Source organism: Lysobacter sp. KACC 24251 (assembly GCF_057747755.1).
On the sequence record NZ_CM173222.1, the window covers coordinates 1,242,419 to 1,257,349 of the forward strand.

The following is a 14,931-nucleotide window of genomic DNA, read 5'->3' on the forward strand; positions in this document are numbered from 1 at the left end:
CCCGACGGTTCGGCCGAGTGCATTTGGTGAACGGGAAGGGATGGCATAATCCAGCCGGTTCCGTCCAGGGACAGTGAGTCAGGAGTAAGGATGATTTCCTCGACGCGGTGGTGGTTCTGGGCCTCCATGGTTGCGACTGTGATGTTTTTTGGCGCTCGCCTCCTGCCGGTCAAGGACGGGGAAACGGACGAAGGAGTCGCGACCCTCCAACGGAGCGTCGAGCACCCGCGTGAGGAATTCCGTGAACCCGCGGCGCCCAGCCCCGCGCCGTCGATGGCCACGCCGCCGGCAGCCCTCCTGGCCACGGGCAGTACGCCGTATTCCCTCGACCCATATGGGTATATCCACGTACCGTGGTTTGGCGTCAGCGAGCCTCAAGCAGGCACGTTCGGCTCGACGGAAATCGGCGACGTCACTGGGGATTCCCGGGACGATCTGGTGGTGCTCGCACACGTGGTTTCGACGGATGCGATTTCCGAAATCCTCGTCTACGCGCAGACGCCGGATCACACGTTGGCTCTGCCGAAAAGGTACCCCCTTACGATAGGCACCGCGCACGGCACCGCCATGGGCGACTTCAATGAAGACGGCGTCCAGGATGTGCTCGTTACCGGCCAAACGGACTATACGGTTCTGTTGTCAGACCGGGTGGAGGGATTTCGCGTGGTAGCGCGCCCCATCTATCAGCCCATCGAGATCGCCCAGATCGTGCCGCCGCTGGTGACGCAGGTGGATGACGATCAGCACCTGGACCTTGTGTTTTTCCTGTCCCGGACGCATGCCGGTTCCAGCAGCCCTACGACGGATACGCACAGCCGGCTACTGGTCATGTACGGGGATGGACTTGGGGGTTTTGAACGCAGCTATTCCTTCCAGACATTCGGAGTCAGTCCTCGCGATATGGAAAAGCCGGTGTCCCTGGCATCGGGAGACCTCAACAACGACGGGCGCCAGGACGTCGCCGTACGCGTTCGCCAGTGCGACTACTGGAAACAGCTCTGTAAAGATCTGGTTCGCGTGTACCTCAACGATGGCAGCAAGCTAGCTCCGGGTTTCGACCTGGACGCCACCATGCAGAGTGGGTTCAACTACTCGTCGATGGACTACATCGCGATCGGCGACTTCAATGGAGACGGCCGCGATGACCTGGCAGCCAGTCCCGGCAGCATGGACATGCGTCTGTGGGTCCGTTACCAGGCCCCGACGGGTGGGTTCGGGGGGACGCCAGTGAGTTATAGCTCCGAGCCAATAGGCACGTCGCTGGCGGTCGCCGACCTTGACGGCAATGGCACCCAGGACTTGGCGGTGGGACACGATGGATGGGACCGCCTTACCTACCACCTGCAATCAAACGGTCAGTTGTCGGGACCGCAGCTCCGCTACTTCCTGACCGGCCAGGCGCCTGGCATTTCCCAAACCGGCGTGTCCATCGGGGATCTCGATGGGGATGGCTGCAAAGATGCCGCCGTTGCCATTTCCTACTGGGGAGTACGCCTGCTACGGGGCACCAATTGCAATCCCATCCTTCCCCCACTGGCGATTTGCCGTACGGAGGAGGTGCAGGAGGCTCCGTTATTTTCAGCTCCGGCGATGCCCATCGCATCGCCAAGCGGCGGGCCCTCCTGGGCGCCCGTACGCCCATCCCCATTGGTCAGGATTGCGCCCCGGGAGAGGTGATCGTGGCGGAGCTGCCGTGCCGACCCCGCATCGAATCCGTCCTCAGACCAGATACCGCCCAAACCACGCCAAGGTCCGCTCCCACGCAAGGTTGGCCGCGGCCTCGTCATAACGCGGCGTGGAGTCGTTGTGGAAGCCGTGGCCGGTGCCCGGGTAGAAGTGCGCCTCGTAGGTCTTGCCGGCCTTCTTAAGTGCAGTCTCGTACGCCGGCCAGGTGGCGTTGACGTTGTCGTCCTTCTCGGCAAACTGGAACAGCAGCGGCGCGCGGATGCGGTCCACGTCCTCCGGCTTGGCCTGGCGGCCGTAGAAGGGCACCGCAGCCGCCAGTTCCGGGTACGCCACCGATGCGGCATTGCACACGCCTCCGCCGTAGCAGAAGCCGGTGATGCCGACCTTGCCGGTGCTGCGTTCGTGCTTGAGCAGGAACTCGATGGCGGCGAAGAAGTCGTTCATCAGTTTTTCCGGGTCCACCTGCCGCTGCAGTTCGCGGCCCCTGTCGTCGTTGCCCGGGTAACCACCGACCGAGCTCAGCCCATCGGGCGCCAGCGCGAGGTAGCCGGCCTTGGCCAGGCGCCGCGCCACGTCTTCGATGTATGGGTTGAGGCCGCGGTTCTCGTGCACGACCACCACCGCGGGCACTTTGCCCTCGGCCTTGGCTGGTCGCACCAGGTAGCCGCGAACCTGGCCGTGGCCCTGGGGCGAGGGGTAGTGGAGGTACTCGGCCACGATGTCCGGGTCGGTGAACTTCACCTGTTCGGCCAGCGCATAGTTGGGGCTGAGCGCGGCCAGGACTCCCACGGCGGTCATGCCACCCAGGGCGAGCTGCCCGGCGCGCTCCAGGAACTGGCGCCGGCTGATGCGGCCGTGCACGTAGCCGTCGTACAGCTCCAGCAACTCGGGGGAGAAGTCCTTGGCGGTCAGGCGGCTCATGGCGGGGGTCCTCGCTGGTACAACCGCTGGCAGGTGTCGCACCAGAAGGCGCGGCGCTGCGCCTCGCCGAGGTGCTTGCGATAGTTCAAGGGGGTTCCGTCGCGGGGGCAGGTCTTCTTCGTGTGTACCTGGTAGTTCTTGCGCAGCACGAAGGCCTTCTTCCATCTGTAGAAATCGAAGCTGTAATCGCGGGCCTGCGCCACCAGCTCGCCTAGCTTGCGCGGCGGCAGGCCTCCCGTGGTGCTCTCAGGGTGCACGCGGATGCGGTGGAGCACCTCGTTCTTGATGATGTTGCCGACGCCTGCGAACACGTTCTGGTCGAGCAGGGCATCCGCGACCAGGGTCGCAGGCCGCGCCTTCAACTTGCGGCGCGCGGCGGCCGGGTCCCACGCGTCGTTCATGACGTCGGCGCTCCAGTCGTACTGGTCGTCGAGATCGCCCTCGATGAACCGTACCGAGCAGGCATAGAAGTTCAAGACTTCCCCCTTGCTGAAACCCAGCGACAGGCGCGGGGGTGTCCCCTTGTCCTCGTTGATGCGGTAGCTGCCGAACAGCATGAAGTGGATCCGCAGGCTGAAGCCGTTGAACTCCAGCAGGAAGTGTTTGCCCCAGCTGCGCACGGCCACGACCTTGCGATTGAGCATGCGGCCGATGTCCTGGGTGCTGTTGCCGGACACGCGCAGCACCTTGCGCCCCGCGAACGTGGCCGCGGCTTCGCGCAGGATGACGATGGAGGGGCCTTCCGGCATGGGCGGAGTATGGCCGCCGTGCCATGAGTCAGGCGTCAATGGCACGAAGGCAGCCGCAAGGCCCACACCCGGAGCGAGGTGCTCCGGCCGGCTTCAGACCGGCGCAAAGGCCTTGGTTGCCTTCTTGTCCTTCTTCTCGGCCTTCTTCTCCTTCATCGACTTGGCGGGCTTCTTCTTCTGTTCCTTCTTCTGGTTCAGGCCCTTGCTCATGTGCTTCTCCTGGGTGCGGTGGGGCTGGACTGCGGCGGGCAGTGGGTCAGGGGAGTATGCGCCCACCGACCGAAGAACAGATGGCGGGGAGGGGCTGGACTGCCAAGCCCCACTTTCGGCACTGCGTGAAGGGGCGCCGCGGTGACAATCATGGACTACACCTGCCCAGCGCAAGGAGGGCTCCAATGAACCTGAAGTTCCTGCTTGCCTGCGTGGCCCTTGCCGGTGCATGCGTCACTGGGGCGCAGTTGCACGCGGCGGAGGTGACGCGCCCTGTAGCGATCGAGCTGGCGCCCCACGATGCGCAATGGGAAGTGCGCTACACGCTGCCGCACCCGGCTCGCACCCTCCGCTTCGTGCGCGTCGACCGCCAGTGCAACCGCGCCTCATCGTGGACCCCGGTGGACCCGTCGCTGGTGATCCTGCTGGAGGACGGCGAAGAGGTCGTGCGCCGGACCGACGGCGCACCCTTCGAGCATGCGGACTTCCGCATGGCGCCGCGCTACGTAGCGCTCGAGAAGGATTACGCGCCCTTCGCGCCGTTCGGTGACGGCGGGCTGCTGGTCCACACCGGCCGTTTCCATGCCTGCGCCGAGCGCTGCGCGGGCGGCGAGACCTTCCAGGTGTCACTGCAGCCGCCGGAAGGGGCGCATGCCATCGTCCACGGCCGGGTCGTGAAATCGGTGCGTTTCGAGGAGGGCAACGACGGCACCAACCTGTACGTCGGGCGCGCCTTGCCGGTGACGACGCCTGACGTGGTCGCGGTGATCGACCAGACCTTTCCCGCTGACACGCGGGCACGGCTGCAGTCGCTGCTGCCGCGGCTGATGGCGTTCTATGGCCGCGAGTTCGGTGCCCTGAGCAGCCGGCCGATGCTGTATGCCTCGCGCGACGAGGCGCACGCGGGGGGCGGTTATGGATTCCAGGGCGGGACGCTGCCGGGGCAGGTGTTCATGCACCTCTATGGCCGCCACGAAGCCTTCGGCACGCCAGCGTTCGCGGCGCGCCTGGACTGGTTCTTCGCGCACGAGGCCGCGCATCTGTACCAGCGCTATCCCGCGATGGCCGACGCCGGTGACAGCTGGATCCACGAGGGCGGTGCCGATGCGCTGGCGGCAGTGGCGCTGCAGGCGCTGGGCGTGGTGGACCGGGACGCGGTGCTGGCGCGGATGCAGTCTTCACTGGATGCCTGCGCCAGTGGCATCGCGAAGCAGCCGCTGACGCGGGCGCATGTCGGCGGCTCCTTTGACACGTTCTATGCGTGCGGCTTCGTCATGCAGATGGCGGTGGACGCCGCGGCGCACCGTGCCAGCGGGGGCGACTGCGGGCTGGCCTGCGTGTGGCGCGAGTTCCAGGCGAGGGTGGCGGCCGGTGAGCCGTGGACCACCGATACGTTCATCTCGGCGGCTGAGCGGCGCACGGATGCGCGTACTGCGCACTTTCTGCGCACCGTGGCCAAGGACGTGCCGGCGCAGCCCGCTGTGCTGCTGCATGAAGGACTGGCCCAGGCGGGTTGGGTGCTGGCACCGCCTGTGTCCCAAGCCCGGAATTAGCAGCGCAGCCCCAGCTAGTTACTTGGACTTGCGTGGCCCGAGCGCTGTAGTGCGGTGTCATTCCTGTGCCGGAAGCGTGGGGTCGAACGCGAGCAGTTCTCCCGGCTGGCACTCCAGCACCGTGCATATCGCTTCCAGCGTGGACAGGCGAATCGCCTTGGCCTTGCCGGTCTTCAGGATCGACAGGTTGGCCAAGGTGATGTCGATGCGGGTGGCGAGTTCGGTGAGGGTCATGCGGCGGGCGTGCAGCAACTCGTCCAGACGGATCACGATGCGCCCCATGTCACACCGTCCCTTCCAGGTCGGTGCGCAGTCGCGCGCCGTGCGCGAACACGCCTGACAGCACGAACAACATCAACACCGCCAGCCACGGCGCAAACGAGAAGCCGCCCAGTCGGCCCGGCTCCCACACCGCCGCGGCGATCGCCATGATGATCATGCGAAGCACTTCCAGCGCCAGCACGCTCCAGGCGATGGCATCCAGGCGGCGGGCGTTGTCCGCGATGAAGGGGTCACCCGCGCGCACGGTGTCGACAATGGCCAGCAGGCGCTGCAGCACCACGTGCACGATTGCTGCGCCCACCAGGCCGACAAGGACGATGGCGCGCAACCCGAAGGGCACCCGCGGGTACTGGTTGACGATGTCGAAGCCGAGTGCCCGCTCTGGCCAGCCCGGCATCAGGAAGCTGGCGACCAGCAACAGGGCGATGCCCGCCGCGTAGAGCAGGTTGAGGAGGGTCAGCCCTCGGATGACCGGGCGGGCGACGGCAAGGGCGTGGGCCGAGGTACGGTTCATGACGGTTTTTTTCCTGCGCGCGTATCGTAAGTCGATAATGCACACATCGATAAACGATAACAATAGGTCGGAAGGCACCCCGGAACCACCGCCTTGGACGCGTTTTTATTCGTTGCCGGCCCAGCCGAGCACCAGGGCCAACGGGGGGCGGGGTGGCGAGATGGGCGCTGTTATCCTTCAGCCCATGTCCAAGCTACTGCTTAACCTGCGCAACGTGCCCGACGACGAGGCCGATGATGTGCGCGCCATGCTCGACGCCAACCGGATTGCGTTCTACGAAACCGCACCCAGCCGGTGGGGGATCTCCTCAGGCGGGATCTGGGTGACGGAGGACGACGCCATCGTGGAGGCCAAGCGCCTGATGGCCATATACCAGCAGGGACGCCAGGCGCGCGTCCGCGCCGAATACGATGCAGCGCGGCGTGCAGGCACCGCGGATACATTCTGGACGGTGCTTCGGACCGAACCCGCGCGCGTCGTACTGACGGTGTTGGGCATCCTCTTCATGCTGGCCTTGGTGGCGCTACCAGTCATCCTGCTGCGCCGGTAAGCCGGCGCGTCACCCAGGGCCTCGACGCCTACTTCGTCAACTCCAGCACCGGCTCGAATCCACCGTAGATGAGGCGCTTGCCGTCAAACGGCATTGGGTTCTTCTCCGGGTCCATGCGCGGGTCGTTGCCGTCCATCATTTTCTTCATGCCGGCGTCGCGGGTGGCCTTGTCGGGCCATTCGATCCACGAGAACACCACGGTCTCGTCTTCGGTGGCCTTTACCGCGCCGTAGAAGTCGGTGAGCTTGCCGTGGGGCACGTCGTCACCCCAGCACTCCAGCACGCGTAGCGCGCCGTACTCGATGAACACCGAGTCGCCCATGCGGGCGTGCGCGATGAACTTGTCCTTGTTGGCGGTCGGCACTGCGAGGATGAATCCATCGACGTAAGACATGCGGGTCTCCTGATGGCGGGGTGCTTGGAACTTTGCGCCGACGAATGGAAGGTGCGTGTGAAAAGACACGGAGTCAGAGTTGGGGATGATTCCGCCGCCCTGACGCCCAGTTGGCAGGCGCCGGTATGCACGGCTTTCGGATCAGTACACCCGATGCTCTGATTCCAGCGCCAGGTCCAGGAATCGCCGCACGCGGGCGGGCAGCAAACGCGCGCTGGGATACAGCGCATGGACCGGTGAAGGTGCCGGTTCGAAACCCGGCAACACGATCGCGAGATCGCCGCGCGCGATGTACGGCGCCACCTGGTAGTGCAACGCACGGGCGAGGCCGCCGCCCTCGCGCGCATGATCGATCGCGACATCGCCGCTGTTGGTGACAAAACGCGCACGGATCGGGATGCGAAGTTCGCGGCCAGGGTCCGCCGGATCCATGAAGTGCCAGTTGCGGCCGGCGTGGCTGGGCCCGAAGCTGATGGTGTCGTGGGCGTCGATGTCCGCCAGCGAGCTGGGCTCGCCCCGTGCCGCCAGATAGGCGGGGCTCGCCACGACCACGCGTCGGGTCGAACCCATCCGCCGGGCGACCAGGCTGGAGTCGTGGAGTGCGCCAATGCGGATGGCCAGGTCGACGCCTTCTTCGATGAGATTGACGTTGCGGTCGCTGAGCTGCAGTTCCGTGGTGACGTGCGGGTGGAGACTGAGGTACCGGCTGAGCAGCGGCGCCACGTGCAGTCGCCCGAATATCAGCGGTGCGGTGACCACCAGCCGACCGTGCGGACGCTCCCCTTCACCGCGCGCGTTCTCGTCGGCCGCGTCTGCCTCCGCAAGGACCCGACGCGCGGCCTCCAGATAGCGCGCCCCGGCCTCTGTGATGTGGAGTGAGCGCGTGGTGCGCTGGAGCAGGCGGACGCCGAGGTGCGCCTCCAGGGCCGTCACGATGCGCGTCACCGCTGGGGGTGACTGACCCAGGCGCCGGGCCGCGCCGGCAAAGCTGTTGGCATCGCATACGGCCACGAAGACGGCCATGGCGGTCAGTCGGTCCATGTTTGTTCCGATTATTACAATAGTGAAGTGTGTGGCCTTGGGATTATCGCCGGCACGAGAAAGATTCACAGTGCCCGCCGCAGCCCATCCCTTCCCAATGCCGTCGGTGACGCTGCACCCGACCCCAAGGAGTACCTCATGACCAAGACCCTCCTGAGCCTGGCTGCGGCGGCGTTGCTCGCCGCCGGAACCGTCCAGGCTGCCCCCCCGGCCAACGCCCCGACTGCGACTGCGGCCGTCGAGCAGGTGCGATACCGCACCGTCACCATCGACGGCGTGGACGTTTTCTATCGGGAAGCGGGACCGGCCGATGCGCCGGTGCTGTTGTTGCTGCACGGGTTCCCGACGTCATCGCACATGTTCCGGGAGCTCATGCCGAGACTGGCCGAGCGCTATCGCGTCATCGCCCCGGATTACCCGGGCTTCGGTTTCAGCGCCATGCCGGCGCGCAACCGCTTCGCGTACACCTTCGACAACTATGCGCAGGTAGTCGACAGGTTCACGCAGCAACTTGGCCTGGGCCGCTACGCCCTGTACGTGATGGACTATGGCGCACCCGTCGGCTTCCGCCTGGCTACCGCGCATCCGGATCGCGTAACTGCAATCGTGGTGCAGAACGGTAATGCCTATGACGAAGGCATCACCGGGTTCTGGGATCCGATCAAGGCCTATTGGCGAAGTGGCTCGCCAGCCGACCGTGAAGCGCTGCGCTGGCTCACCAGTGCGAAGGCCACGCAGTGGCAATACACCAACGGCGTGCCGGACCTTTCGCTGGCGAGCCCGGACGCTTGGACCCATGATCAGGCGCGCCTGGACCGCCCGGGCAACCAGGAGATCCAGCTGGACCTGTTCTACGACTACCGCACCAACCTCCCGTTGTACCCGCAATGGCAGCAGTACTTCCGCGAGCGCAAGCCCCCGATGCTGGTGCTGTGGGGGCGCAATGACGAGATCTTCGTCGCGGCGGGTGCAGCGCCCTACCAGCGCGACAACCCCAATGCGCAGGTGCACATGTTCGATACCGGGCATTTCGCGCTGGAAACGCACGGGCCGGAGATTGCCGGGATGATCCGCCGGTTCCTTGACCGCACGGTCCCGCGCGCGGTCGGCACGCCATAAGTGGCAAATGCTTGGATTTGCGGACGGTCGCACAATGGCGTTGGGGCAGGGCATCTCGCTCTGCCCCCAGCCTATTGCCCGCGCTGGTGTGCTCCAGATGCGCAGCGCATGATGTGGCCGGTCGTCGAGCGCGGCGAACGCTGAACCCGAGGAAGGCGCGGACATGAAGATGCCATTGCGATGCCACTGCGGCGCGGTGAGGGGTGAGATGGATACCGAACGCGCCTACGCGCGCGCGACGTGCTACTGCAAGGACTGTCGCGCCTTTGCGCGATTCCTTGGCGTGCCGGGTGTGCTGGATGCCAGCGGGGGCACGGACATCGTGCCCGTCGCGCCGGCGGCCGTGCGCATCACTGCCGGTGGCGAACACGTGGTGTGCATGTCGCTCAGCCCCAAGGGGTTGCTGCGCTGGTATGCCGCGTGCTGCCGTACCCCGCTGGCCAACACCCCGCGCGAGCCGAAGCTTCCTTACGTGGGGATGGTAAGCGCGTGCTTTGATGCGCGCCCACAGGTGGTGGATGCGGCGTTCGGGCCGCGGGATCGCATGGTGGTGAATGCGCAGTCCGCGACGACGCCCGTGAAATCCACGCCAATGCACCTGGTAATGGGCAGCCTGCGCATCCTGATGGGGGTGCTGGGCGTGAAGTTGCGCCGGGAGCGGACCTGGCCGTTTTTTGATGCCAATGGGCATCCGCTGCGTGAGCCGGATGTGGTCAGCCGGGAGCGGCGTGCTGAGTTGGAGCGCCAGGGTTGAAGGGGTGCTGCTTGTGCACGGTGAAGTCGCTGCGATCCGCCGCGAGCGGTACGAGTTGTAGTGCTCCGTCGCAGGAATGAATTGCACGACCCGGAGGAACCTGCATTCACCAGGAAGCGGCCGCCGCATCGCGCGACGACCGCTTGAGCCCCTGAGCTCTTGGGGCTTACGGCGCGTCCGGCTGCACCAGGTAGGGCAGTACCGCATCAAACTGCCACGCCAGCGACAGCGACGGCTGGATATGACCCTGCTTGTGTGCATCAGCGGCCACGTTGGCGCCCCAGGCGGAGCTGGACAAGCGTTGGTTGGGCGTCCCGTGGTGTCCGTTCGACGCGAATCCGCAATCACCGACTTCATAGAACGACTTCTGTGACGGCAACAGGCGCTTGGCGTTGAGCGACAGGCCACGGGCGTGCGTCAGGTAGTAAGTGGCGAAGGCATCGGCCATCAGTTCGGTGCGACGCGTGGCCTCCGCACCGGTCAGCGGCGAGTTGAACAGGCCCTTCTTGAATTGCACCTGGTGGCCGAACTCGTGCGCAAGGATGGCCCGCGGCCCCGTGTCGCCCAGGCCAACGGCGTCCATGCCCTGCATGATGCCGTCGCCCATGACGATGCGCTCGGGGATGCCCAGCGCCGGCAGCCCGGGGAAAGCGAATGCGTTGAAGGTAAACAGCGGGTGCGCGCCGTTCTGCAGCGCTGGATCGGTGTGGACCACGGTGTACAGCAGGTTGGCGACGGCTTGGGCGAATGGGCCGGGGCCATACAGCAGTTCCACTGCGCGCTGGGTGCGCTCCCGGCTGCTGTATACATCGGTCCCGTGCATCGGGACCATGTCGAAGCTACGAGAGTCGACGTCCCAGAAACCCTTGAGGTCACGGAATTCGTGGGTCAGCTTGAGGGTGTACTCGCCGTTCGGGCCGAAGGTGTTCGTCGAGGACTCCTGGCCGTAAATCAGCGCGTCGTAGCTCGGCAGGTCCAGACCGCCGAAGCGGGCGAGGATGTAGAGGCTGCCGTAATCGATACCGGCAATCTGGCCGTCGATGTAGTCACCCAGCCCGGTGGCATTGCACTGGTAGTCGCCCGGGTTGATGGCGTTGCTGGCAATCCGGGCCCACTGGGTGCCGACAATGGCACGCTGGATGGACGCATTGGCCGGCCCGTGCTGGGGTAGGCGTGTCTGGAGCGCCTGCGCGCGCGCTACCAGTTCGGGATACCGGGTGCCGGCCACCGCCGAATCAGTCGGCGTGGCGGCAGCTGCCGTGGAAGTGAAGCCGCCGACCATTGTCAGGGCGATCGCGAGGCAGGTGCTGAGGAGCTTGTGTTTCAACATTGCGGGTTCTCTCCGTGTAACTATCCATAGTTCGGCGGCGGGCGCAGAGGCTGACCGACGTGCCCGGAATGCCTGATGGCGTGTCCGGCCGTGGATAGAACGCGAAAATGTGATCAACACCCCACTTGGATGGGGGCTGCGCATCCAGGAGGAGGTGGTAGCAGGCCCGTGAGGGCCGTGGCGCACGACGCGGCACCCATCCGGGGGATGGAGTAAGCCCTCCCGTGGTCGAGGATTCGGAGCAGAATTGTCCTCGATGCCACATTGCACTGTCCGCTACAACGTACGACTCGTCCCGAAGGCGGTTGACGCTCGGGCGATCGACGCCGTCGGCATTTTTTACGAGGAGCGCGAGCCAGATCTGCTGGGCGAACCCGGCGACTTGCTCTATCGACGCCTCGTCACCTTCAGCGGCGCTGCCGGCTATTCCCTCCGGAACATGATCACCCGCGGCAACGATTGGAAGATGGACGTGCTGGGTCGCATCGACCCCTTGAAGTGGGATAGCCCAAAGGCTGCTTCCTCGCACTAGTTGCGCTGCCGCGGGATTCAATTACCCCAGCAACTGGTAGACCGACGTCCCGAAGTCCCTGGTCAATGGCAACTCCGGCCACGGGCGTGTGACGCCGCGCCCGCACAGGTGACGCGGACCCGGGTTCCTCGGGACAATAGGCCTCCTCCCCGAGGTTTCCCGGTTCCCATGGCCCCATTGCGCGTTGCACTGATCTCCCTGCTGATCGCGGCCAACACCCTGATTCACGTGCCGATCCTGCTGTTGGCGGCACTGGTGAAGGCGTTGCTGCCGTCCGACCGTTTGCGGGTGGCCAGCAACCCGCTGCTCACCGGGCTGGCGGAAAGCTGGATTGGGGTCAACAGCTGGATGATGGATCGTTTGACCGGCACGCGCTTGGATGTGCGCGAGGACGTTGCGCTGCAAGCCGACGGCCATTATCTGGTTCTGGCCAACCATCAGAGCTGGGTGGACATCCTGGTGCTCCAGAAGGTGTTCAACCGGCGCATTCCGCTGTTGCGCTTCTTCCTGAAGCGGCAGTTGTTCTGGGTGCCCTTGCTGGGCCTGGCTTGGTGGGCGCTCGATTTTCCGTTCATGGGTCGCTACACGCCCAAGCAGGTTGCGCGCCGGCCGGAGCTGGCAGGGCGCGACATTGCCGCCACCCGCCGTGCCTGCGAGAAGTTCCGCGCCATCCCGGTGGCCATCATGAATTTCGTGGAAGGTACTCGCATCACTCCGGTCAAGCACGCCAAGCAGGCTTCGCCTTACCGGCACCTGCTCAAGCCCAAGTCCGGTGGCGTGGCCTTCGTGCTGGATGCCATGGGCGATGGCCTGCACGCCATCCTGGACGTTTCCATCGCCTATCCGGCAGGGGCGCCGTCGCTGATGGACCTGCTGGCCAACCGGATCCCCGAAGTTCGCGTACACGTGCGCCAGCGACCCATTCCGGAGGAGATGTTGCGCGGCGACTATCAGAATGATCGTGCGTTCCGCGCGCAGTTCCAGCAGTGGATGAACGGGTTGTGGCGGGAGAAGGACGAGGATCTGGAGCGGCTGCTGCATCGGCCGCTTGCCTGAGCTCCCTTCGTCGCTCGTGGCCGGGACGAAAGAGCCAGGCCGCCCGTGGGCGGCCTGGCAGGTTGGAGCAGTCAGCGTGGCGTCTTAGAACCGGTATTCCACCGTCAGGCTCACGCTGCGGGCATCGCGCTTGTCGTCCGACAGCTCGTACTCGTCATTGACCGCGTCGTACTGCACCTGCGAATAGCGGTACTGGTTGACCATCAGGCCCACGTCCAGCAGCGGCATGATCGTGGTGCCCACGCCGACGCCGACATAGGTGCCGCCGTCGTTGTCGTCGAACGCACGGTGCTCGGTGACCGGGGTCGTGTCCAGGTAATGATCCACGGAGGTGGCTTGCAGCTCACGCTCGAAGCCCACGTAGCCTGCGCGACCGATCGCGTAGACAGGGGCCAGCGGCGGTTTGATGCGCGCATTGACGCCGATGAACGCATAGCGCGACTTCAGCGTGTAGCTGTTGTCGGTGTAGCCGTCCAGGTAATCGTGGCGGGTCTCCTCGTCCAGCTCACCCTGCCGGCCCAAGCCGGCCTCCAGGCCTACCTGGGCCATGCCGATGCCCCAACGGTAGCCGGCGCTGGCCTGCATGAGGCTGGTCTCGTCGTCGTCGAAGCCGTCGCTCTCAAGGTTCATCCGGCCCAATTGGCCATTGATGAAGAAATCCCCGGCAAAAGCCGTGGGGGCGGTGGCGAGACAGGCGGCGAACAGCGCCGCGCATCCGTACTTGCGCATGTTTCAGGTTCCGATGTGGGCGGGTGCCACGCCGGCATCCGCAGGGCGCAAAGGGTAACCCGCGGTCGCCGGATGGCAGCTGACTGACGTCACATACGCAAAGATCGGTCAGCGCAGGTCCACATCGCCCACCTTGTCCTTGTAACTCTTCTTCGGGTCCACGCCCAGCAGCAGCTTGACGCCAGCCAGCAGGCTGTTTTCGTTGAGCCAAACGTGGGCGTCAGCGGCGTCCATGCGCAACAGTCGCAGCTTTGGGTCGTCCTTGCCTTTCTCAAACCAGGCGGCGATGAACGGATTCCACAGGCGGTCGATGACGGCCCGGTCGTTGTCGATGACCACGTGGCCGCTGATGGTGGCGAACAGGTCATGGTCCTTGGCCGCAAAGGTTGCCGTGGCGGCGTGGCCGCGGCTGCCCTCCAGCGACTGCGCCAATTCGGTGTCACTGGCAGTGAAGAACCAAAGCGGGGCACGGTGCTCTTCGGCGAGTGCGGTCATCGGTCGCGGCTCCACGCCGGTGGCGCCGAGCATCACGGTGCGGTCCTTGTCCAGCGCCTTCCAGAGGCGGGTTTCGAGTTCGTGGGTGTCGGTCATCGCGGACTCCATGGGGTGGGGGCCCCGCAAGGTGTAACCGCGCGCCCGTGACCGGCGTGACAAAGTGCAATCCCCCCTCAATCCCGGTCAGGCGCACCCAGGGGGAAGTACGAGCGGAACGGTCTGGCTTCGTCCACCGCGCGCTTGAACGATGGCCGTGCAAGCAGCCGAGCCCGATATGCGTGCACGTGTGCGAAACGCGCTTCGATCGGGTGCGTCCAGTCCGCATAGAACAGGAAGGGCGCCGCCCCGCAGTCGGCAAGGGTGAAGACGTCGCCGACGGCCCATTCGCGTGTGGCCATGCGCGCGTCCAGCCAGGCGTAGGCGGTTTCGAGCATGGTGCGGGCTTCGCGCACACCGTACGGGTCACGGTCGGCCTCGGGGCGCAGGCGGTCCGCCACCACCTTCTGCTGTGGTGTGGAGATGTAGTGATCGAAGAAGCGGTCGAGCATTCGCACCTCGAGCGCGGCGTCGCGATCCTCGGGGATGAGCTTCGCCGGACCGGGGTAGTGCAGGTCGAGGTATTCGATGACGCACGTGGCTTCGAGCACGGTGTGGTCGCCGTCTACCAGCACGGGAAAGCGGCGCATGGGCCACAGGGCGGTCAGCTCGTCATTGGCCTGGGCGTCCTCCAGGTTGCGGTAGTCGAACGGGGTCTGGTTCTCGTACAGCGCGGTCAATGCCTTCTGGCAATAGGACGAGAACGGGTGGGCGTACAGGCTCGGGCGGTTGGCCGACATGGGAAACTCCGGTTGGGTATGCCTGTGCGACGAATGGGCCCGGTCGTTTTCGACAACCGTCGTGGGGATGCGCGTGAACGTGTTTTAGCGCCTGCCCGCGACCCAGCGCAATATCGGGATATCCAGCGGTAGCGTCCTCGCCAATGCCCTGTCACGTCGCCGCGTGATACGTGGCGCGAC

At 65.4% G+C, this 14,931-nt stretch carries 17 protein-coding genes; 7 read left to right on the forward strand and 10 right to left on the reverse strand.

All coding sequences use genetic code 11. The features are described from left to right. Positions 1-90 precede the first annotated feature (90 nt). A complete protein-coding gene (locus AC3ARF_RS05900) occupies positions 91-1,677 on the forward strand; it encodes an FG-GAP repeat domain-containing protein (protein ID WP_498931145.1) in 1,587 nt (528 codons plus the stop codon). Between the two features lie 42 nt (positions 1,678-1,719). Here the strand turns inward: AC3ARF_RS05900 and yghX are convergent, their stop codons facing one another. Both yghX and AC3ARF_RS05910 read right to left on the reverse strand, forming a co-directional pair. Continuing rightward, positions 1,720-2,607, reverse strand: a complete 888-nt coding sequence (gene yghX, locus AC3ARF_RS05905) for a YghX family hydrolase (RefSeq protein ID WP_498931147.1) — start codon at positions 2,605-2,607, stop codon at positions 1,720-1,722. After that, on the reverse strand, positions 2,604-3,356 hold the full coding sequence (locus AC3ARF_RS05910) for a DNA-formamidopyrimidine glycosylase family protein (protein ID WP_498931149.1): 753 nt from the start codon (positions 3,354-3,356) through the stop codon (positions 2,604-2,606). The genes yghX and AC3ARF_RS05910 overlap by 4 nt, the downstream gene beginning before the upstream one ends. A gap of 395 nt (positions 3,357-3,751) precedes the next feature. On the opposite strand from AC3ARF_RS05910, the gene AC3ARF_RS05915 reads away from it, so the two are divergent. After that, on the forward strand, positions 3,752-5,119 hold the full coding sequence (locus AC3ARF_RS05915; RefSeq protein ID WP_498931151.1) for a hypothetical protein: 1,368 nt from the start codon (positions 3,752-3,754) through the stop codon (positions 5,117-5,119). 57 nt (positions 5,120-5,176) lie between these two features. Here the strand turns inward: AC3ARF_RS05915 and AC3ARF_RS05920 are convergent, their stop codons facing one another. Together AC3ARF_RS05920 and AC3ARF_RS05925 are read right to left on the reverse strand one after the other, a co-directional pair. Further along, positions 5,177-5,401 carry a helix-turn-helix domain-containing protein gene (locus AC3ARF_RS05920; protein WP_498931153.1) on the reverse strand — a complete coding sequence of 75 codons (225 nt, stop codon included), beginning with the start codon at positions 5,399-5,401 and terminating at the stop codon, positions 5,177-5,179. A gap of 1 nt (position 5,402) precedes the next feature. Continuing rightward, a complete protein-coding gene (locus tag AC3ARF_RS05925) occupies positions 5,403-5,915 on the reverse strand; it encodes a DUF2975 domain-containing protein (RefSeq protein WP_498931155.1) in 513 nt (170 codons plus the stop codon). A 184-nt stretch (positions 5,916-6,099) separates the two neighbouring features. On the opposite strand from AC3ARF_RS05925, the gene AC3ARF_RS05930 reads away from it, so the two are divergent. Further along, positions 6,100-6,465, forward strand: coding sequence for a DUF6164 family protein (locus tag AC3ARF_RS05930; RefSeq protein WP_498931157.1), 366 nt, complete (start codon positions 6,100-6,102; stop codon positions 6,463-6,465). A gap of 28 nt (positions 6,466-6,493) precedes the next feature. Here AC3ARF_RS05930 and AC3ARF_RS05935 read toward each other — a convergent pair whose 3' ends face one another. Together AC3ARF_RS05935 and AC3ARF_RS05940 are read right to left on the reverse strand one after the other, a co-directional pair. Continuing rightward, positions 6,494-6,859 carry a DUF1428 domain-containing protein gene (locus AC3ARF_RS05935; protein WP_498931159.1) on the reverse strand — a complete coding sequence of 122 codons (366 nt, stop codon included), beginning with the start codon at positions 6,857-6,859 and terminating at the stop codon, positions 6,494-6,496. Positions 6,860-7,000: 141 nt separating this feature from the next. Next, positions 7,001-7,900 carry a LysR family transcriptional regulator gene (locus tag AC3ARF_RS05940; RefSeq protein WP_498931161.1) on the reverse strand — a complete coding sequence of 300 codons (900 nt, stop codon included), beginning with the start codon at positions 7,898-7,900 and terminating at the stop codon, positions 7,001-7,003. A 138-nt stretch (positions 7,901-8,038) separates the two neighbouring features. Here AC3ARF_RS05940 and AC3ARF_RS05945 point away from each other — a divergent pair, with 138 nt between their 5' ends. Beyond that, positions 8,039-9,019, forward strand: a complete 981-nt coding sequence (locus AC3ARF_RS05945; protein WP_498931163.1) for an alpha/beta fold hydrolase — start codon at positions 8,039-8,041, stop codon at positions 9,017-9,019. 163 nt (positions 9,020-9,182) lie between these two features. Then, positions 9,183-9,773, forward strand: a complete 591-nt coding sequence (locus tag AC3ARF_RS05950) for a DUF6151 family protein (RefSeq protein WP_498931165.1) — start codon at positions 9,183-9,185, stop codon at positions 9,771-9,773. Between the two features lie 166 nt (positions 9,774-9,939). Here AC3ARF_RS05950 and AC3ARF_RS05955 read toward each other — a convergent pair whose 3' ends face one another. Further along, positions 9,940-11,103: a hypothetical protein gene (locus AC3ARF_RS05955; protein WP_498931166.1), complete on the reverse strand. Its 1,164-nt coding sequence runs from the start codon at positions 11,101-11,103 to the stop codon at positions 9,940-9,942. Between the two features lie 256 nt (positions 11,104-11,359). On the opposite strand from AC3ARF_RS05955, the gene AC3ARF_RS05960 reads away from it, so the two are divergent. Further along, positions 11,360-11,635 carry a hypothetical protein gene (locus AC3ARF_RS05960; protein WP_498931168.1) on the forward strand — a complete coding sequence of 92 codons (276 nt, stop codon included), beginning with the start codon at positions 11,360-11,362 and terminating at the stop codon, positions 11,633-11,635. Between the two features lie 168 nt (positions 11,636-11,803). Then, positions 11,804-12,691: a 1-acylglycerol-3-phosphate O-acyltransferase, YihG family gene (gene yihG / locus AC3ARF_RS05965; RefSeq protein WP_498931169.1), complete on the forward strand. Its 888-nt coding sequence runs from the start codon at positions 11,804-11,806 to the stop codon at positions 12,689-12,691. 84 nt (positions 12,692-12,775) lie between these two features. Here yihG and AC3ARF_RS05970 read toward each other — a convergent pair whose 3' ends face one another. The 3 genes from AC3ARF_RS05970 to AC3ARF_RS05980 all read right to left on the reverse strand — a co-directional run bounded on the left by AC3ARF_RS05970 (position 12,776) and on the right by AC3ARF_RS05980 (position 14,751). Next, the gene (locus AC3ARF_RS05970) at positions 12,776-13,420 is read right to left on the reverse strand and encodes an outer membrane beta-barrel protein (protein ID WP_498931171.1); all 645 of its coding nucleotides are present in this window, start codon (positions 13,418-13,420) and stop codon (positions 12,776-12,778) included. 108 nt (positions 13,421-13,528) lie between these two features. After that, positions 13,529-14,011 (reverse strand): pyridoxamine 5'-phosphate oxidase family protein, encoded by a 483-nt coding sequence (locus tag AC3ARF_RS05975; RefSeq protein ID WP_498931173.1) that lies wholly within the window; start codon positions 14,009-14,011, stop codon positions 13,529-13,531. 77 nt (positions 14,012-14,088) lie between these two features. Next, the gene (locus tag AC3ARF_RS05980; RefSeq protein WP_498931175.1) at positions 14,089-14,751 is read right to left on the reverse strand and encodes a glutathione S-transferase family protein; all 663 of its coding nucleotides are present in this window, start codon (positions 14,749-14,751) and stop codon (positions 14,089-14,091) included. Positions 14,752-14,931: the final 180 nt, after the last annotated feature.